Genomic DNA, 18,864 nt, shown 5'->3' with positions numbered 1-18,864 from the left:
CCGCGCGGAGCGAACCAACATGCCGATCAGCGAATTCGGTCGAATGCCCGACGACAGCGTGGTGCAGGCGATCACCATCGCCGCCGACGGCATCGAGGCAAAAGTCCTGACCTTCGGCGCGACACTTGCCGATCTGATCGTCACGACGCCCAACGGTCCGCGTTCGGTCATACTCGGCTTCGACGACCTCGACGGCTACCTCAGCCATGGCGGCTATTTCGGCGCCATCGCCGGGCGCTGCGCCAACCGCATCGCCGGTGGCAGCTTTGAGCTCGATGGGCAGGCATTCCAGCTCGATCTCAACGAGGCAGGCCGCACCCATCTTCATGGCGGCAGCGACGGGTTCTTCCGCCGCAACTGGCTCGTCGTCGACGCCGACGACAGTTCGGTCCTGTTGGCGCTGATCTCGCAGGCTGGCGATCAGGGCTACCCCGGCAAGGTCATCGCCACCTGCCGCTATGCGCTCGACGCCGGCCGCCTGCGCATCGCGCTTGGCGCTCGCACCGATGCGCCGACGCTGGTCAGCCTCGCCGCCCACGCCTATTTCAATCTCGATGGTGCGGGCTCCATCCTCGACCACCGCCTCAAGATCGCCGCCGAGGCCTACACGCCAGTGGATGATCACAACATCCCGACCGGCGAGGTGCCCGCCGTCGACGACACGATCTTCGACTTCCGCGCGCTTCGCCCCGTCCGCAACGGTCCGGACGACGCGCACAGCGCCTATGACCACAACTGGGTGCTGGCGATGCAGCCGGCGCCCGAGCCGTGGCATGCCGCTCGGCTGGAAGGCCCACTGTCGGGCATCCGGCTCGACTTGTGGACCACGGAACCCGGGCTGCAGTTCTATGACGGCGCCTTCCTGCCGGTCGCCCCGCCGTTGCGCGGCGGCATCGAGCCGGTGCGCCATGGCGCGCTTTGCCTCGAGCCGCAGCGCTTTCCCGACGCCATCCACCACCCGCACTTTCCGAGTGCCGTGCTGAGGCCCGACGAAATCTACTCGCAGGTCACCGAATATCGCTTCTCGATGGTCGACTAACCGCGAAGACAATTGAGGGGACGCGCCTGAATACCCCCACCCCTAACCCCTCCCCACAAGGGGGGAGGGGAAACTTGGCGCGCCTCCGCCCTTCCACCTGCTTTCGCGAAACAAGCGCAAATGCGTCCCCCTCCCCCTTGTGGGGAGGGGTTAGGGGTGGGGGTCGCCTCGCTCGACGTCGAGAAGCGTCCGCCTACACCCAGCCGCCATCGACGACGAAATTCTGCGCCGTGCACATCCTTGAATCGTCGGCGGCGAGGAACAGCGCCATGCGCGCGATGTCGTCGGGCAGCACGCGCCCAGCCAGGCACTGGCCCTTGTCGATCTCGGCATTCGCCGCGTCGTCGACCCACAACTCCAATTGGCGTTTGGTCATCACCCAGCCCGGTACCAGCGTGTTGACCCGGATGCCGTGCTTGCCCAGGTCGCGGGCGAAGGAGCGCGTCATGCCGTGCACGGCCGCTTTCGACGACGCATAGACCGGATAGCCGCCCGACGCCTTCATCCAGCCGATCGAACCGAGATTGACGATCGCGCCACCGCCGGCGGCGATCATGCCCGGCGCCACCGCCTGGATAGCGAAGAACGAATGCCGCAGGTTCACCGCGACGCGGGCGTCGAAATAATCAGGCGTCACCTCGCGCCAATCGTGCCGGGTGTCGTTGGCGGCATTGTTGACCAGCGCCAGGGTCGGCCCGTGCAGTGCCTCGATCCCTGATATCGCATCGCGATAGGCTTCGATGTTGGTGATGTCGCAGCAACGGAACGCCACTGTCGTGCCTGCCGCCGTCAGCTCATCGGCAAGCGCATTGCCTTCGGCCTCGGCGAGATCGACGAAGCCGACCTTGGCGTCTTGCGCGGCGAAGTTCCGCACCAGGGCTTCGCCGATCCCGGTTGCCCCGCCTGAAATCAGCACCGGCCGGCCTTTGAGGCTCGGGTATTGCGCCATCGTCTCAATGCTCATTGTCCAGATCCCTAAAGAGTCCGTACGGCAACCGGTGCCGTCGCCCGCGCCAGCTTGAGCGGGTTGCGCAATGGCAGCCCGAATGCCGCGGCTTCGATCTCGAACACATCGCCGGGTTCGGCCTTCACCCCATCGGCGAAGGACAGCGTCGCGGTGCCAAACATGTGCACGTGCACGTCGCCGGGCTGGCGGAACACGCCGTACTTGAAATGATGGTGCTCGAGATTGGCGATCGCGTGGGACATGTTGGCTTCGCCCGACAGGAACGGCTTTTCCCAGATCGTCTTGCCGGCGCGGACGATGCGTGACGCCCCCCTGATATCGGCAGGCAGGTCGCCGACCAAAATCTCCGGGCCGAACGAGGCGTTCCGCAGCTTCGAATGGGCGAGATAGAGATAGTTGATGCGCTCGGTGACGTGGTCGGAAAACTCGTTGGCGAGTGCAAAGCCGATGCGGTAGGGCGTGCCGTCGTCACCGACAAGGTAGATGCCGGCGATCTCCGGCTCCTCGCCCGCATCGAGCGCAAAGTGCGGCGACACCAACGCCTTGCCAGGATCGACGACCATGTTGCCGTTGCCCTTGTAGAACCATTCCGGCTGCACGCCGGCCTGCCCGCGCCCCGGCTTGCCGCCTTCGAGACCCATGCGGAACATCTTCATGGAATCGGTCAGCGCCTGCTCGCCCTCCGCGTCGAGCTTCTTGTGCATGCTGTCGCGTGTCGCCGCCGAGCCGAGATGGGTGAGCCCGGTGCCGGTAAGATACAGATGCGCCGGGTCGGGATGCCGGACCGGCGACAGCAACTGGCCGGCCTTGCAGGCAGCGGCCAGATCAACTGTCTCGCCCAGGCCGCGGTCGGCAACGATTGTCGCAAGCGACGTCCCCGCGCGCACCGCCTCCAAGGCAAGCGCGTAGACCGACTTGGCGTCGTTGACCAACCGCGCGGTCTCGTCCTCGCGCACCGCCACCCGACTCTTGCCGTCGGCGGAGACAATCTGGGACATCAGCATTCCGGTACTCCCTTGCCTTCGCCGCGCCGCTGGCCTCCTTGCCGGCGATGGGCGAAAATCCATTCCCTTCGCCAAGCGGCCATCGCCGCTCGGCGTCCAAAATCTTGGTCTTTCAGATTGCGGCCCCGCCGTGCGGCGGCGCCTTCAGCCGCTTGCCGCGGCTTAAGCCTTCTTCTTGTTGTAGAGGTCGAAGGCGACGGCGCCGAGCAGCACCAGGCCCTTGATGACCTGCTGCCAGTCGATGTTGATGCCCATCACCCCCATGCCGTTGTTCATGACGCCCATGATGAAGGCGCCGATGACAGCGCCGGCAACCTGGCCAACGCCACCGAGTGCCGACGCACCGCCGACAAACACCGCCGCAATGACGTCGAGTTCAAGCCCGGCACCCGCCTTCGGCGTCGCCATGTTGAGGCGCGCGGAATAGATCAGGCCGGCAAGGGCCGCCAGCATGCCCATGATGACGAAGATGTAGAATGTCAGCCTCTCGGTCTGGATGCCCGACAGCTTGGCGGCCTTCTCGTTGCCGCCCATGGCGTAGATGCGCCGGCCAAACGTCATGCGCTTCGTCACGAAGACGAACAAGGCGATCAGGATACCCATGACGACAAGAACGTTGGGCAAGCCCTTGAACGAGGCGAACTTGTACATCAGGAACAGGATGATCCCCGACAGGACGAGGTTCTTGACGACAAAAAACGAGAACGGCTCGGCGGCATAGCCATGCTCTTCGCGGTTCCTGCGGCTCTTCAAGGCGAAGTAGAGCATTGCCGCTACGATCAGGATGCCGATCAGCATCGTCGTCGAATGCAGCACGATACCCGTTCCTGGCGTCGGCCCGCCGGCAGCGTTGAGCGTTGGAGCGACAAGGGTCACCGGTCCCAGGAAGTCGGGAATGAAACCGGCACTGAGCAGCTGGAACACCGGCGGGAACGGGCCGACCGAACGGCCGCTCAGAACGTTGAGCAGCAGCCCCTTGAACACCAGCATGCCCGCCAGGGTGACGATGAAGGACGGGATTTTCATGTAGGCGATGAAATAGCCCTGCACGCCGCCAATGGCGGCACCCAGCGCGATGCACAGCAGCCCGGCAAGCAGCGGATTGACGCCGTAGTCGACCATGAGCAATGCCGCGACCGCGCCAATGAAGCCAGCCACCGCGCCGACCGACAGGTCGATGTGGCCGGCCACGATCACCAGCAGCATGCCGAGCGCCATGACGATGATGTAGGAGTTCTGGAGAACGACATTGGTGAGGTTCACCGGCAGGAACAGGATGCCGTTGGTCATCACCTGGAAGAAGACCATGATGATGACGAGCGCCAGGACGAGCCCGTATTCGCGCAAGTTTTCCTTCATCGCGCCCTGCATCGAGGCCTTGGCCGCGTTGACGACGGGCGGTGCGGTTTCCGTGCTCATGACGCTACCTTCTCCTCGCCGCGGACGATCGCCCGCATGATCTTTTCCTGTGATGCTTCCTCGCCTGAGAGTTCGCCGACGATGCGGCCCTCGTTCAGCACGTAGATGCGGTCGCAGATGCCGAGCAGCTCAGGCATCTCCGAAGAGATCACTAGGATGCCTTTGCCTTCCTCCGCCAGCTTGTTGATGATCGTGTAGATCTCGTATTTCGCCCCGACATCGATGCCGCGTGTCGGCTCGTCGAGGATCAGCACGTCGGGATTGGCAAACAGCCACTTCGACAGCACCACCTTCTGCTGGTTGCCGCCGGAAAGGTTGCCGGTGATCTGGTAGATGCTCGACGAACGGATGTTGGTTTTCTTGCGGTACTCGTTGGCCGCCTTGACCTCGCTGTTGTCGTCGATGACGCCTGACTTCGACGAGATGCCGGGCAGGTTGGCGATCGTCACATTGTGCTTGATATGGTCGATGAGGTTGAGGCCGTAGACCTTGCGGTCCTCGGTGGCGTAGGCGAGTCCGGCGGCGACCGCCTTGCCGACATTGCTGGTATCCGCCGGCTTGCCGTGCAGGAACACCTCGCCGGAAATCTTGGCGCCATAGGTGCGGCCAAAGACGCTCATCGCCAGTTCGGTCCGCCCTGCCCCCATCAGCCCGGCAATGCCGACCACCTCGCCTTTGCGCACCGACAGATTGACGTTCTTGATGACCTGCCGTTCGAGGTTGAGCGGGTGATAGACCGACCAGTTCTTCACCTCGAAGATCGTCTCCCCAATTTTCGGCGTTCGCGACGGGTAGCGGTTTTCCAGCGCACGGCCGACCATCGAGGTGACGATACGGTCCTCGGTGATGTCAGCCTTGTCCATCGTTTCGATCGACTTGCCGTCGCGAATGACGGTGATCTGATCAGCGATGCGTTTGATCTCGTTCAGCTTGTGCGAAATCATGATCGAGGTGATGCCTTGCGTCTTGAACTCGAGCAAAAGGTCGAGCAGCGCGTGGCTGTCTTTTTCCGACAGCGAGGCTGTCGGCTCGTCGAGAATGAGCAGCTTGACGTCCTTGGCCAGCGCCTTGGCGATCTCGACCAGTTGCTGCTTGCCGGTGCCTATATTGGTGATCAGCGTGTCGGGGGCCTCTTTCAGGCCGACCTTCTTCAGCAGCTCGCCGGCGCGGCGCTGGACCTTGTCCCAGTTGATGATGCCGCGGCTGGCCTGCTCGTTGCCGAGGAAGATGTTTTCGGCGATCGACAACAGCGGCACCAGGGCAAGTTCCTGGTGGATGATGACGATACCGAGCTTTTCGGAGTCGTGAATGCCATTGAAGCGGCACTCCTTGCCCTCGTACTCGACCTCGCCCTCGTAGCTGCCGAAGGGATAGACGCCGGAAAGCACTTTCATCAGCGTCGACTTGCCGGCGCCGTTCTCGCCGCAGATGGCATGGATGTCGCCGCGCTTGACCTGCAGATTGACCTGCTCCAGCGCCTTGACGCCAGGAAACGTCTTGGTGATGCCGCGCATTTCCAGAATGGTGCTGTTGGTCATTCGAGCTCTCGATCCAGCATGGCCACGCATTTTGCAGCGAAGTGACATCACTTGGCGTTGGCAAAATACGCAAATTCAAAGTGCTAGAGCGACCTTGTGCGTCGTTCGGGCGCGCGGCGCTCTGATACAACAGGCAGCGCAGTCTGCCGCACTTCTGGAGAGAAGAAAACGCCTGTGCCTGGAGCCTGCCCTTCCCCCGCGTTGCGGGAGAAGGGTGAGGTCCGAGAAGGGCGCCTGGGCCTACTTCAGCTCTTCCGCCTTGATGTAGCCGGAGCCGACCACGATCTGCTCGTAGTTGGACTTGTCGACCGAGACCGGGACCAGAAGGTAGGACGGAACGACCTTGACGCCGTTGTTATAGGTCTTTTCGTCATTGATCTCCGGCTTGCCGCCGGCAAGCACGGCATCGACGAGATTTGCCGTCACCTTGGCCAGCTCGCGGGTGTCCTTGAACACCGTCGAATACTGTTCGCCGGCGATGATCGCCTTGACCGAAGGTACTTCGGCATCCTGGCCGGAGATGATCGGCCAGGGCTGTTCGGCTGTGCCGTAGCCAACGCCGCGCAGCGACGAGATGATGCCGCGCGACAGGCCGTCATAAGGTGCCAGCACCGCATCGACGCGGCTGCCGTCGGAATAGTTGGCGGAGAGGATATTATCCATGCGGGCCTGCGCGACCGCAGCGTCCCAGCGCAGCGTGCCGACCTTTTCCATGCCCATCTGGCCCGACTTGACGACGAGCGTACCCTTGTCGATCAGCGGCTGGAGCACCGACATGGCGCCGTCATAGAAGAAGAAGGCGTTGTTGTCGTCAGGCGAGCCGCCAAACAGCTCGATGTTGAACGGGCCGGGCTTTCCCGGATAGCCAAGGCCCTTGAGCAGCGATTCCGCCTGCAGCACGCCAACCTTGAAGTTGTCGAAGGTGGTGTAATAGTCGACATTGCCGCTGTCGCGGATCAGACGGTCATAGGCGATGACCTTGACGCCCTTGTCGGCAGCCTGCTGGAGAACGGCCGACAGCGTCGTCCCGTCGATCGACGCGACGATCAGCGCCTTGGCATCCTTGGTCACCATGTTCTCGATCTGGGCGAGCTGGTTGGGGATATCGTCTTCTGCATACTGCATGTCGACGGTGTAGCCCTTGGATTCCAGGGCCGCCTTGAGCGCATCGCCGTCGGCGATCCAGCGCAGCGAGGACTTTGTCGGCATGGCGATGCCAACCAGTCCCTTGTCCTGGGCATCGGCCGCAAAGGTCATGGCCGAGAGGCCAACTGCCAGGGCGGCTACGAACGTCTTGATGATCTTCACCTTCTTCTCCCTTGTGAAGTGCCGGCGCGCGGATGCAAACGCTCGCGCGTGGCCCCGCCATGAACGGCGCGGCTAAGCCAAATTCTGTGACTTTCTCCCAAAAGGCCGCGAGCCCTGCGTTTCCTCCGCTCGATGCGCCAGCCTCCGGCTGGCTGACATCGAACTCGCGACGGCTCTTAACGTCGGGGAATGTGACATAACAGTCAAATGCAAATTCAGGTTCATGGCATATCATTTCTGATATGCTTTCCGCCGTCTGGCTCGGATGACAGGCCGGCATGGAAGGATTGGCATTATGGTCGACATCCAGAACGACGTCCGCACGACCGGCTCCAGCGTGCGCATCAGCGACAACGAAACCCTGCTGCGCAGCGGCCTCAAGCTGCGCCACATGCGCATGGTGGTGGCGCTCGAGGATCATGGCCAGATCAGCGCCGCGGCCCAGGTGATGAACATCTCCCAGCCGGCCGCCTCTCGCATGATCTCCGAGATCGAGGACATCCTCGGCGTGCAGATCTGCGAAAGGTTGCCGCGCGGCATCCGGCTCACGCCTTATGGCGCAGCCCTCGCCCGCCGCGGCCGCGCCATCCTGCTCGAGATGCAGCAGGTCGACCGCGAGATCTCCGACCTCAAATCCGGCAAGGGCGGCTCCGTTGCGATGGGTGCCGTCACCGCGCCGGCAATCGAGCTGGCCGTGCCGGCGATCCGCAAGATCCGCGAGCGCTACCCGCGCATCGAAATCAGCGTCCAGATCGAGACCAGTGCCGTGCTGGCACGCGAACTTTTGGCGTCGCGCCACGATTTCATCGTCGCCCGCGTGCCCGACGATCTTGACCCGCGCTTGTTCGAAAGCCGCATCATCGGCATCGAGAAAGCCTGCCTCATCGTCCGCCGTGGCCATCCGCTGGCCGGGTCCGGCACTGTCGCGCTGGAGCGCCTCGCGGAGTTCGACTGGGTGTTCCAGCCCGGCGGTTCGCTGCTGCGCCAGACGGTGCAAGGCATCTTCATGAGCCGCAACGTGCGCATGCCCGACCGCATCCTCAACACCAGTTCGCTGCTGCTGACGCTGGTGATGGTGGCGCAGTCGGACGCCATCGCCCCCATCGCCATCGACGTCGCGAAATTCGTCAACAGCGAGAGCGGACTGGCCGGGTCGATCGAAATCCTGCCGATCGCCTTCGACATCAACGTCCAGCCCTACAGCCTGATCACCGTGCACGGCCGCACCCTGTCACCCACGGCGCAGCTGCTGCACGACCACATCCTGCGCGAGATCGCGTAGGGCGGCGGCCTCAAAGGATTGGGTTCCTCGCCCCCATGAAGTGGGGGAGAGGTGGCACGGCGAAGCCGTGACGGAGAGGGTATTCGATAGAACTCGAACGCCGCCCCCTCAAATCCTTGCGCAGATCGCCTCGAAGAACGCCACGTTGTCGAGGTCGAGCGGATCGTCGACCGGCAACGCCTGAGACGACATCTTGGAGATCACCACCTCGGCCTTGGGGTCGACATAGAGCCACTGGCCATGAATGCCGATGCCGCAATAGGCCTGGCTGGCGTTGGCGCTCTGGTACCATTTGTTGCGATAGCGCCCCTGGGCAAACAGGTTGGTCATCGTGCCGCGCTGCCAGGCTGCCGCGTCGCCGCCATGGATCGTGTCCTCGACCCAGGCTTGCGGCACGATCCGCCCGCCTTCGGCCACACCGCCCTGGCGCATCATCTCGCCGACACGGGCAAGATCGCGCACCGCTACCGACACGCCGCCGGCGGCACGCGACGAACCTTCCGCGTCGACGCTGACGAAGCCGTCGCGCACCGCACCCAGCGGCTGCCACAGCTTCTCCGACATCAGGTCCGCGTAGCGTTGCCCCGAGGCGCGTTCGACGATGATGCCGAGCAGGTCGGAATTGGGCGAACGGTAGCGAAAGGTTTTTCCATGCGGCTCATCCAGCTGCTGCAGCGAAACGAGGAACTCGCGCAGCGTCTCCGACCCGCCGCCCGGGTTCCACATCGTGGCGCGGCGATAACGCGCAAACGCGCTTTCGGGATCGAGATAGGCCTCCTCGAAATCGAGGCTGACGGTCATGTCGAGCACGTGCCGCACGGTGGCATTGGCATAGACCGAGCCCTTGGCTTCGGGCACATACGCCGTCACGGGCGCATTCGGATCGAGCTTGCCCTCGCCTCCGAGTGCGCCGGCAAGGATCGCCGTCAGCGACTTCGAGATCGAAAAAATGATGTGCCGCGCGTCGGGCCGCATCGCGGGCGCGAACCAGTCGCCGACGAAGCGCCCCTTCTTCATCACCGCAAGCGCGTCTGTCGACGAGCGCTCGAGGAAGCCGGCCACGGTCTCGTTTCGGCCATTGGTCGCCACGGTTTCCGCCAGAAGCCCGCCGAGCTCGACCGACGCGCTCTCGACCTTGCCCTCCCCGGCCGGGATCCGCGCGCTGCGCACCATCTCGCCGACATTCTGGAAGGCCCAGCGGTTGAACGGCTGTTCGCGCCAATTGCCGAGCGTCACATCCTTGCGCGCAAAACCGAATGCCTGCTCGAAGGCGTTTGATGACGTCATGATATTTCCTTGCTGCTGAGTATTCCGGTCAGGCGAGTGCGGCCGATATCGCGTGCACGGCCTTCAGGGTCGCCACTGAATAGGGCACGGAGGTGAAGTCGGGCCAGGTCGACAGTTTCACCGTCACCATGCCGGCGTCGAAGTCGATATGGATCAGTTGCCCGAACACGCCACGGCACATCAGTGCGCGCGAGCGCGGATCCTCGATCCAGAACTGGTTGCGGTAGCTGGCTTCCGGCATCGAGGTGCTGAAGTTCGGGCCGTGCACGCCGTTCCGCGTCTCGGCGATCCAATCGGCGGGCACGATGCCGGCGCCGCCTTCGAGGATCGTCTGGCCGAAGCGGGCGTAATCGCGCAACGTCGCGTTGAAGCCACCATCGGCTATCGCATAGCCGGCACTGTCGACGGTGAAACAGGCGCTCTCTTCGGCGCCGATCTTCTGCCACAGCTCTTCCGAAACCAGCTGTGGCAGCCGCTTGCCGGTTGCGCGTTCCATGATGAAAGCCAGCACGTCTGTTTCAATCGAGCGATACTCGAAGGCAGCGCCATGCGGCCGCGTCGTTTCGGTCAGGCGCTCGATCAGCTCGAACATATGCCGCGGCCAGTGGAAGTCGGGGTCCGTATCAGCGGGGACCGGCTTCCAGCCGCAGGCGACGTCGACCTGGCCGATGTCGGAATAGGGATCGGTATAGGCTTCGCTGAAGCGCACGCCCGTGGTCATGTCGAGCACCTGCTGGACGGTGGCACCTTTCCAGCCGGTCGTTGCCAGTTCCGGCAGATAATCGGTCACCAGCTTCTTCGGGTCGACGATGCCACGCCCGGCCACAATGCCGAACACCGTGCCCGTCACCGACTTCGCCACCGATTGCGACAGATGCGGCGTGCGCGGCGTCATGCCGTTGAAATAGCGCTCATAGGCGATCTTGCCGTCCTTGAGCACAAGGAAGCCGTCGGTATAGGTCTCGTCGAGCAGGCCCGAAAGCGTCGTCGGCTTGCCCTGGCTGTCCACGACCGCCAGCCCGTCGAGATCCGTTTCCGCGCGCGGCAATGCGCGCACCGGCCCTTCGCCGCGCCACACCTCCGCCGTCGGTACGATCTCGCGCACATGCTGGAACGCCCAGCGGTTCCATGGCGGCATGTCCCAGGCTGCCTTCGGCACCGGCATTGCCGGCGGCGAGCCCTGCATGATCGGGGGCGGCACATCGCTGTTGCGGTAGGAACTCATCGCGTCACCTCACGCTTTAGGCGAGCATGGGGTCCGGCGCGTGCGCCGGACCCCGCTGTGTTTACTTCTGCAGGTCGGTCCAGATCCTGGTGTAGATCGCATCGACCTCCGGCGGGCACATCAGGGCCATCGTACCATGCGCCTTGCTGGCTTCCGGAATGACGATTTCCGGGGCGTCCTTCATCTCGGCCGGCATGAACTTCTCCGAGCCGGCAATGCCGTTGGCATAGCGGTGGAAGGCCGAAAGCGCGCCCGCGATCTCGGGGTCCATGACGAAATTCTGGAACAGCTTGGCGTTCTCGACGTTCTTGGCGTCCTTCAGCACCACGACGTTGTCGCTCCAGAAGGTGAAGCCTTCCTTCGGATAGCCGTAGTGGACCTCGGGACGCGCCAGGCGGATGCGCAGCGCAGCACCGTTCCAGGTGGTGGAAGCCTGGAAGTCGCCGGCTTTCATCTTGTCGATGGCGCCAAATTCCATGGCGACCCAGTTCGGCTTGGCCGCCACCAGCAGATCTCGCGCCTTCTTCAGCACCTCCTTGTCGGCCGTGCACTGTTCACCGCCGACATAGCGGATCGCGGCTGTTACCACGTCCTTCATCTCGGGAACGACGTTGACCTTGCCCTTCAGCTCGTCGGGCGTCTCGAAGATGATCTTCCAGGTGTTGATGTCACCTTTGTAGGTGGTGGTGTTGACGACGGTCCCAAGGGTGCCCCAGGCCCACGGCACCGAATACTTGCGGCCGGGGTCGAATTCGGGGTTGGCCCAGTCGGGCGCCACGTTCTTGAAGTTCTCCATGCCGCCGGGATTGGTCTCGAGCAGGAGGCCTTCCTTGATCCAGATCGGCAGGTGCGTCTGCGAGGGCACGGCGATGTCGAAGCCGCTGCCGCCCTGGCGCACCTTGGCAAGTGCGGTCTCGTTCGAGTCGTAGTCGGTGATCGTCACCTTGACCTTGTACTTGTCCTCGAACTTCTTGATGACGTCCGGGTTGGTGTAATTGCCCCAATTGTAGATGTTGAGCGCACCTTCGGCGTCGGCGAGGCCGGTTGCGGCCAGCAGCGCCAGGGCCGTGGTGGCGGCGGACAATCTCGTTTTCATGGCAATGTCCTTTCATTCATATGATTTTTTCTGCCAGCGGCAGATAAGAAATGGGTCACTACCGGGATCGATTTTCGTCGATCCCGGCAGCCGTGGCCCGCGCAAAGCCTACTTCTGCAGTTCGGTCCAGATCTTGGTGTAGAGCGCCGTCACTTCAGGCGCGCAGGTCTGCAGGATCTCGCCGTTCTTCTTGAACTCCTCCGGCACCACGACCTCGGGCGCCGAGGTCATGTCCGCAGGCATGAACTTCTCCGAGCCGGCGATGCCGTTGGCATAGCGGTGGAAGGCCGAGTTCATCGCCGCGTTCTCAGGGTCCATCATGAAGTTCTGGAACAGCTTGGCATTCTCGACATTCTTGGCATCCTTGAGGACAACGACGTTGTCGCTCCAGTACTGGAAGCCCTCGACCGGGTAGCCGTAATGGATGGCTGGGTTCTTCAGGCGCTGGCGCAACGCCGAGCCGTTCCAGTCGCTGGTTGCCTTGAAGTCGCCGGCGCCCATCTTCTCGATGGTGTTGTATTCCATGGCGATCCAGTTCGGCTTGGCGGCGACGAGCACGTCGCGCACCTTCTTCAGCACTTCCTTGTCGCCGGTGCACTGCTCGCCGCCGACATACTTGATCGCGGCATGCATGACGTCGTTCATCTCGGGAACGACGTTGACCTTGCCCTTCAGCTCTTCAGGCGTGTCGAAGACGATCTTCCAGGTGTTGATATCGCCCTTGTAGACGTCGGTGTTGACGACCACGCCGACGGTGCCCCAGGCCCACGGCACGGTGTACTTGCGGCCCGGATCGAAGGCCGGATTGGCCCATTCGGGTGCCACGTTCTTGAAGTTCTCCATGCCGCCGGGATTGGTCTCCAGTACCAGCCCTTCACTGATCCAGATCGGCACGTAGGTTTGCGACGGCATGGCGACGTCGAAGCCGTGGCCGCCCTGGCGCACCTTGGCAAGTGCGGTGTCGTTCGAGTCGTAGTCGGTCACAGTGACCTTGACGCTGAACTTCTCCTCGAACTTCTTGATCATGTCGGGGCTGATGTAGTTGCCCCAGTTGTAGATGTTCAGCGCGCCTTCAGCCGAGGCCAGGCTGGTCGACGCCAGCAGCGCGAGGCTGACCGCCATCGACATGGATTTCAGGTTCATCATTTCACTCCCGTTGATTAATCCCGTTTCCTGCTCAAGAAGAAGAACAGCGTGACGATGACGACCGACAAGAGCAGGAAGACGGTCGAGATCGCATTGACCTCCGGCGTGATGCCGCGGCGGATCTGCCCCAGCATGTAGGTTGGCAAGGTGTCCTGCCCGCCCGACTTGACGAACTCGGTGATGACGACGTCGTCGAGCGAGATGACGAAGGCGAGCATCAGGCCAGCGATGATGCCCGGCCACAAAAGAGGCAGCGTCACGCGGCGGAACGCCTTCCACGGCGTGGCGTAAAGATCGGCGGCGGCCCGTTCGAGCGTCAGGTCCATGTTCTCAAGCCGCGCCCGGATCGGCAGATAGGCGAAGGGGATGCAGAACGCCGTATGCGCGGCAATCAGGTAACCCAGCCCCGAATAGCCGGTGGCGACCTTGATCTGGGCAAAGAAGATCAGCAACGCAACGCCGGTGACGATCTCAGGCACCATCAGCGGCTGGTTGATGAAGGCGTATTTGAAGGTCAGCCCGCGATAGGCTTGCGTCCGCGTCGTCGCCAGTGCCGCCATCGTGGCGGCGATCGTAGCCAGTATGGCGGCACACGAAGCGATCTGCAGCGAACGCAGCGACGCGTCGATCACCTGCACGTTGCTCCAGGCGGAGACGAACCAGCGCAGCGAAAAGCCACCCCATTCCGACACCGAGGTCGAGTCGTTGAAGGCGTAGGCGACCAGCACGACGATCGGCAGATAAAGCAGCACGAAGCAGGCCGCGGCGATGGCGGTGAAGCCGGTCTGCTGTCGGATCGAAAACCGCTTAGCCATGACGCGCATCCGATCCCGACGTGTTGCGGACATAGACCAGCAGCGCCACCATGACGATCGCCATGACGGTGATCGACAGTGCCGCCCCCAGCGGCCAGTTGCGGCCCTGCCCGAACTGCAGCTCGATCAGGTTGGCGAACATCATGTTCTTGCCGCCGCCCAGGACGCTCGGCGTCACATAGGCGCCGATGGCGGGAATGAAGACCAGGATCGAACCGGCGATGACACCCGGCTTGACCATCGGGAAGATGATCCGGCGCAGCACCTGCCAGCGGGTGGCATAGAGATCGTAGCCGGCCTCGACGAGGCGGAAGTCGAGCTTTTCCATGCTGGCATAAAGCGGCAGCACCATCAGCGGCAGATAGACATAAACCATGCCGACCATGATGGCGAAGTCGGTGTAGAGCATCTGGATCGGCTGATCGATGATGCCGAGATTGATCAGCGCGGTGTTGACGATGCCTTCGTTGCGGATCACCTGCAGCACGGCGAAGGTGCGGATCAAAAGGTTGGTCCAGAACGGAATGGTGATCAAAAACAGCCAGATGTCGCGGGTCCGCTCCGAGCGCGTCGCAATGAAATAGGCAGTCGGGAACCCGAAGATCAGCGTCGCCACGGTCGCCATCAGGGCCAGTTTCAGCGAGCGCCAGAAGATGGTGAGATGCGCGCTGGCAAAGGCCAGCGTGTCATCGAAGATGTCGCGTTCAAGCAGGACCGACACCCAGCCTTCGGTGGAGAATTTCCACACCACGTCGCCATAAGGTCCCGGTGTCAGGAAAGAGTAGATCAACACGATCAGCAGCGGCCCTGAGGCCGCCAGGAAGATGATGGTCAGCGCCGGCGCCGACAAAAGCCAGCGCTTGCGAACATCGCGGCTTTCATTGAGTTTTTCGACTTCCGCAGCAGTGGCCATGGCTCAGTCCTTCAGGATCTGGGCCGCGTCGTCGCCGATCACCACGCCGACACGCTCGCCACGCTCGAAGGTGGCTCCCGCGCCGCGCGCATTCTGCTGGCGCACGGTGAAGGTCTCACCATCGTCCAGCTTGATGTGAACATGCGTGTCGGTGCCGAAATAGACGACGTTTTCGACCACGCCTGAGATGTCGCCCTGCCCTTTGACGGCTTTGGCGTGCTCGGGCCGGATCACGACGGTCGCGTCGCCATCGGGCTTGAAGCCGTCGGCAACGGTTGCGGAAATGGAGGCGCCAGACTTCAGCGTCACCTTGGCCTTGCCTCCGTCGAGGCTGTCGATCCTGGCGTCGAGGAAATTGGTCTCGCCGATGAAGTCGGCGACGAAACGCTCGGCCGGGCGATCGTATATGTCGCGCGGACTGCCGACCTGCAGGATCTTGCCCGATGACATCACCGCGATGCGGTCCGACATTGTCAGCGCTTCTTCCTGGTCGTGGGTGACGAAGATGAAGGTGATGCCGGTCTCGTGCTGCAGCCGCTTGAGCTCGATCTGCATCTCCTTGCGCAGCTTGTAGTCGAGTGCTGACAGCGGCTCGTCGAGCAGCAGCACCTTGGGCTGCGGCGCAAGCGCGCGGGCGAGTGCGACACGCTGCTGCTGGCCGCCCGAGATCTGGCTCGTCCGGCGCTTGGCGAGCTTCTCCATGCGCACCAGCTTCAGCATCTCGGCGACGCGGGCGTCGATCTCGGCGCGCGGCTTGCCCAGCATCTCGAGGCCGAAGCCGATGTTCTGCGCCACCGTCATGTGCGGAAACAGCGCGTAGGACTGGAACACCGTGTTGACCGGCCGCTTGAACGGCGGCAGTGGCGCGATATCGCTGCCATAGAGCAGGATTTCACCTTCCGAAGGGAAATCGAAGCCGGCGATCAGGCGAAGCAGCGTGGTCTTGCCGCAGCCGGAAGGTCCAAGCAGCGTGAAGAACTCGTTTTCCCTGATCGAAACCGAAACGGTGTCCAGCGCTGCGACCTGCGCCTCTCCCGTCCCGAATACTTTACGAACCCCACGAACCTCGATCGCATTCTTACCCGGTGTATCCGGCACGCAAACGCCCCATTGTTCCGCCCACCTTCACAGTGGAACTTTTTTCCCCGTTCAATTGTCACCACACGCCGTCAGGCTTGGCAACAACGGCTCGCAGTCATGTCGTCAGGCGCTTGCCATGCGGCTCACGCCTGGTAGGTCACCCGCCCCCCGCAGATGGTCGTCACCTGCCGGACCTCGTGCAGCACGGCCGGATCTGTCGCTTCGATGTCGGCCGAAAGCACAACCAAATCGCCGAAATAGCCCGGTTTCAGCTGGCCCTTCCGATCTTCGTTGAACTCGGCATAGGCGCCCTCGACCGTGTAGCCCGCCAGCGCCTGGTGCAGCGAAACGCTCTGGTCGGGCATGTCATCAGCCCAAGGCTTGCGCAGCATCGCCGCCTGCATGCCCTCGATCGGATCGATCGGCGCCACCGGCCAATCGGAGGCGAACACCACATGCGCGCCCGCCTCGATCAGGGTGCGCGTCGGATAGGCATAGGGCCAGCGCTCCCGGCCGATGCGCGACACCGTCGGCTCCAGCGGAAAGCTCATCGCGCCCGGCGGGTGCGGAGGCTGCATCGAGGCGATCACGCCGAGGTCGACGAAGCGCTGGATGTCATCAGCGGTGGTCAGCTCGACATGCTCCACCCGGTGGCGGCTGTCGCGCGTGCCGTTGGTCCTTGCGGCAGCTTCGTAGCCGTCAAGCACGGCGCGTGTCGCCCCGTCGCCGATCGAATGCACGGCGATCTGCAGGCCGCGTCTGTCGATCTCGGCGGCGATGCGCTTGAATTCCTCGGGCGAAAACAGCGGCTCGCCGACCCAGTCCGGACGGTCGGCATAAGGCTCGATCATGACGGCCGTCCAGGAGTCCAGCACGCCGTCATAAAACAGCTTGACCAGACCCGACGACAGCCGGTCGCTGTCATAGCGCTCGGCCATGGCGGACGCCTTGTCCAGCATGTCGAGCGTCATGAAGTTCTTGTAGTGGAACGGGATCTTCACCCGGCAGATCAGGTCACCCTCGGCCTCAACCTCGGACAGAAGTTCCAGCTGGTAAAAATTGCCGTCCATGTTCTGGACAGAGGTGATGCCGTGGCGCGCGCACCAGTCGAGGCCGCGGCGCATGATGGCGCGGTCGCCAGCACGCTCCTCTGCATTGGGCATCGGGTCGGGCTCGCCGCCCGTCGACAGGCCGAGCCGCACGCGCTCCTCACCCGCAAGCTTGAGCACCGGGTTGAACGCCTCGTTCTCGCGCAACTCGCCCTCGGCCAGGCCGTCGGCGCCCATGACGATCTCGTTGCCGGGCGTCAATTCGCGCCCGCGCAGCACATCGGCCATTTCGAGCGCCTTGGTGTTGGCCCAATAGGTGTGATGGTCGGGTGCCGCCATCAGGAAGGCCCTGTCAGGCAGGATGGCGTCGAGGTGATGCCTCGTCACGCGCTCGCTGCCCAGGATCGTGTAGTCGGCGCCCTGGGCTACCAGCATGCGCTGGTCCGGACGTTCAGCCGCATAGGCCAGCACCGCCTCACGCAAAGCCTCGAAGCCGTGCACGCCGGCAAGCTGCAAATGCGCAAGTTCGGCGGCACCGGAGAAGAGATGCATGTGCGCTTCGATGAAGCCCGGAACCACCGAGCCGCCGCGTGCGTCGATGACCTTGGTGTCGGGGCCGCGCAGCGCTTCGATCGTGGAGTTATCGCCGACAGCTGCGATCAGTCCGTCCTTGACGGCCACCGCTTCGGCAGCGGGCCGGGTCGAGTCCATGGTCAGCACGCGACCGTTGATGACGATCAGGTCGGCATTGCGAACCGTTTGGACAGACATCGCGACTCCGCGCACTTGACTGACTGAGCGTTCAAACCCGCATCGGCTGCCCCATCCCCAAGGAGTGATGCAACCAGACAGCAAGGCTGAGGCCGGTTCGCTGTCCCAGGAATTCCTCTTGTTTCCCTAAAGACAGCGTCGAGAAAAAATGCGACTAATTATTCGCGTTTGTCAATATGCGGGTTTCCCCGGGGATGCGTTGTGGAGGACGTCTCTCGTGTATGATGGCGACGAGCAGGGAGCGAGAAGTTCAGTCCGTGAATCGCAGTCTGACAAAGAAGGCCACGACGGCGCTTAGCCCGCGCAAGCAGCCGCGACAGGAACGGTCGAGCAAGGTCGTCGACAGGATTCTGGACGCGGCACTGATCCTGACGAGGGAACAGGGAACCAAGACGCCGACGACGCTTGCCATCGCGCAGCGCGCCGGCCTGTCCGTCGGCTCGGTCTATCAGTACTTCCCCAACAAGGAAGCCATTCTGCTCGACCTCGCCCGTCGCTGGCTCGGTGCGTTTCCCGAGGTGATCGCCAAGCGCATCGCAGCTCCCCGCCCCGCCAACCGCGCCGAATTCCAGCAGGAGGTGGACAAGCTCTTCGTCGACACCTCCAGGCTCTATCTCGACAACGCCACCCTGATGCCTGTCATCGAGGCCATAACAGGCAATCCCGATCTCAGACCCATCCAGAACGAATATGACGACCAGATCATCGCGCTTTACGCCGCCTGGCTGCAGCATGTGAACCCGGCCCTTGAGGACGGCATCGCCAGCCGGCTCGGCGTGGTGATGATGGAAGTCGGCCACGTCTGCCGCCTCGTCGGGCTCAAGCGCGACCGCAAGGCCTTCGATCTCATCCAGGACGACGTCAAGACCATGTGGCTTGCCCTCGTCGCCCCCTATCTCGACCTCAACTAAAACCAGGAAGGATT

General features: G+C 63.1%; 16 protein-coding genes. 3 read left to right on the top strand and 13 right to left on the bottom strand.

The window, feature by feature from the left end; all coding sequences use genetic code 11:
* Positions 1–19 precede the first annotated feature (19 nt).
* On the top strand, positions 20–1,039 hold the full coding sequence (locus J1C56_RS24915) for an aldose epimerase family protein (RefSeq protein WP_214392695.1): 1,020 nt from the start codon (positions 20–22) through the stop codon (positions 1,037–1,039).
* A gap of 193 nt (positions 1,040–1,232) precedes the next feature.
* Here J1C56_RS24915 and J1C56_RS24910 read toward each other — a convergent pair whose 3' ends face one another.
* The 5 genes from J1C56_RS24910 to chvE form a co-directional block, all read right to left on the bottom strand.
* Positions 1,233–2,003, bottom strand: coding sequence for an SDR family NAD(P)-dependent oxidoreductase (locus J1C56_RS24910; protein ID WP_214392694.1), 771 nt, complete (start codon positions 2,001–2,003; stop codon positions 1,233–1,235).
* Between the two features lie 11 nt (positions 2,004–2,014).
* Complete coding sequence (araD1, locus tag J1C56_RS24905; protein WP_214392693.1) at positions 2,015–3,010, bottom strand: AraD1 family protein; 996 nt, start codon at positions 3,008–3,010, stop codon at positions 2,015–2,017.
* Positions 3,011–3,172: 162 nt separating this feature from the next.
* Positions 3,173–4,429, bottom strand: coding sequence for a multiple monosaccharide ABC transporter permease (gene mmsB / locus J1C56_RS24900; RefSeq protein WP_214392692.1), 1,257 nt, complete (start codon positions 4,427–4,429; stop codon positions 3,173–3,175).
* Complete coding sequence (gene mmsA / locus J1C56_RS24895) at positions 4,426–5,967, bottom strand: multiple monosaccharide ABC transporter ATP-binding protein (protein WP_214392691.1); 1,542 nt, start codon at positions 5,965–5,967, stop codon at positions 4,426–4,428. The genes mmsB and mmsA overlap by 4 nt, the downstream gene beginning before the upstream one ends.
* A gap of 240 nt (positions 5,968–6,207) precedes the next feature.
* Entirely contained in the window at positions 6,208–7,275 is a 1,068-nt protein-coding gene (gene chvE, locus J1C56_RS24890; RefSeq protein WP_214392690.1) for a multiple monosaccharide ABC transporter substrate-binding protein, read from the bottom strand.
* Positions 7,276–7,570: 295 nt separating this feature from the next.
* Here chvE and J1C56_RS24885 point away from each other — a divergent pair, with 295 nt between their 5' ends.
* Entirely contained in the window at positions 7,571–8,557 is a 987-nt protein-coding gene (locus J1C56_RS24885) for a LysR family transcriptional regulator (RefSeq protein WP_214392689.1), read from the top strand.
* A gap of 108 nt (positions 8,558–8,665) precedes the next feature.
* Here J1C56_RS24885 and J1C56_RS24880 read toward each other — a convergent pair whose 3' ends face one another.
* The 8 genes from J1C56_RS24880 to J1C56_RS24845 all read right to left on the bottom strand — a co-directional run bounded on the left by J1C56_RS24880 (position 8,666) and on the right by J1C56_RS24845 (position 17,939).
* A complete protein-coding gene (locus J1C56_RS24880) occupies positions 8,666–9,844 on the bottom strand; it encodes a serine hydrolase domain-containing protein (protein WP_214392688.1) in 1,179 nt (392 codons plus the stop codon).
* 28 nt (positions 9,845–9,872) lie between these two features.
* Complete coding sequence (locus J1C56_RS24875; RefSeq protein ID WP_214392687.1) at positions 9,873–11,069, bottom strand: serine hydrolase domain-containing protein; 1,197 nt, start codon at positions 11,067–11,069, stop codon at positions 9,873–9,875.
* Between the two features lie 61 nt (positions 11,070–11,130).
* The gene (locus J1C56_RS24870; RefSeq protein ID WP_214392686.1) at positions 11,131–12,165 is read right to left on the bottom strand and encodes an extracellular solute-binding protein; all 1,035 of its coding nucleotides are present in this window, start codon (positions 12,163–12,165) and stop codon (positions 11,131–11,133) included.
* Positions 12,166–12,273: 108 nt separating this feature from the next.
* Complete coding sequence (locus tag J1C56_RS24865; RefSeq protein WP_214392685.1) at positions 12,274–13,308, bottom strand: ABC transporter substrate-binding protein; 1,035 nt, start codon at positions 13,306–13,308, stop codon at positions 12,274–12,276.
* A 17-nt stretch (positions 13,309–13,325) separates the two neighbouring features.
* On the bottom strand, positions 13,326–14,126 hold the full coding sequence (locus J1C56_RS24860) for an ABC transporter permease (RefSeq protein WP_214392684.1): 801 nt from the start codon (positions 14,124–14,126) through the stop codon (positions 13,326–13,328).
* The gene (locus J1C56_RS24855) at positions 14,119–15,039 is read right to left on the bottom strand and encodes an ABC transporter permease (RefSeq protein ID WP_214392683.1); all 921 of its coding nucleotides are present in this window, start codon (positions 15,037–15,039) and stop codon (positions 14,119–14,121) included. Before J1C56_RS24855 ends, J1C56_RS24860 begins: the two co-directional genes overlap by 8 nt.
* A gap of 3 nt (positions 15,040–15,042) precedes the next feature.
* Entirely contained in the window at positions 15,043–16,137 is a 1,095-nt protein-coding gene (locus tag J1C56_RS24850; protein WP_214392682.1) for an ABC transporter ATP-binding protein, read from the bottom strand.
* 125 nt (positions 16,138–16,262) lie between these two features.
* On the bottom strand, positions 16,263–17,939 hold the full coding sequence (locus tag J1C56_RS24845; protein ID WP_214392681.1) for an amidohydrolase: 1,677 nt from the start codon (positions 17,937–17,939) through the stop codon (positions 16,263–16,265).
* Positions 17,940–18,196: 257 nt separating this feature from the next.
* Here J1C56_RS24845 and J1C56_RS24840 point away from each other — a divergent pair, with 257 nt between their 5' ends.
* Entirely contained in the window at positions 18,197–18,850 is a 654-nt protein-coding gene (locus tag J1C56_RS24840) for a TetR/AcrR family transcriptional regulator (RefSeq protein ID WP_214392680.1), read from the top strand.
* Positions 18,851–18,864: the final 14 nt, after the last annotated feature.

It is taken from the genome of Aminobacter anthyllidis (assembly GCF_018555685.1).
GTDB classification, from domain to species: Bacteria; Pseudomonadota; Alphaproteobacteria; order Rhizobiales; family Rhizobiaceae; genus Aminobacter; species Aminobacter anthyllidis.
Note: the sequence above shows the minus strand (reverse complement) of the source record. Positions and strands in the feature narration are given on the sequence as shown.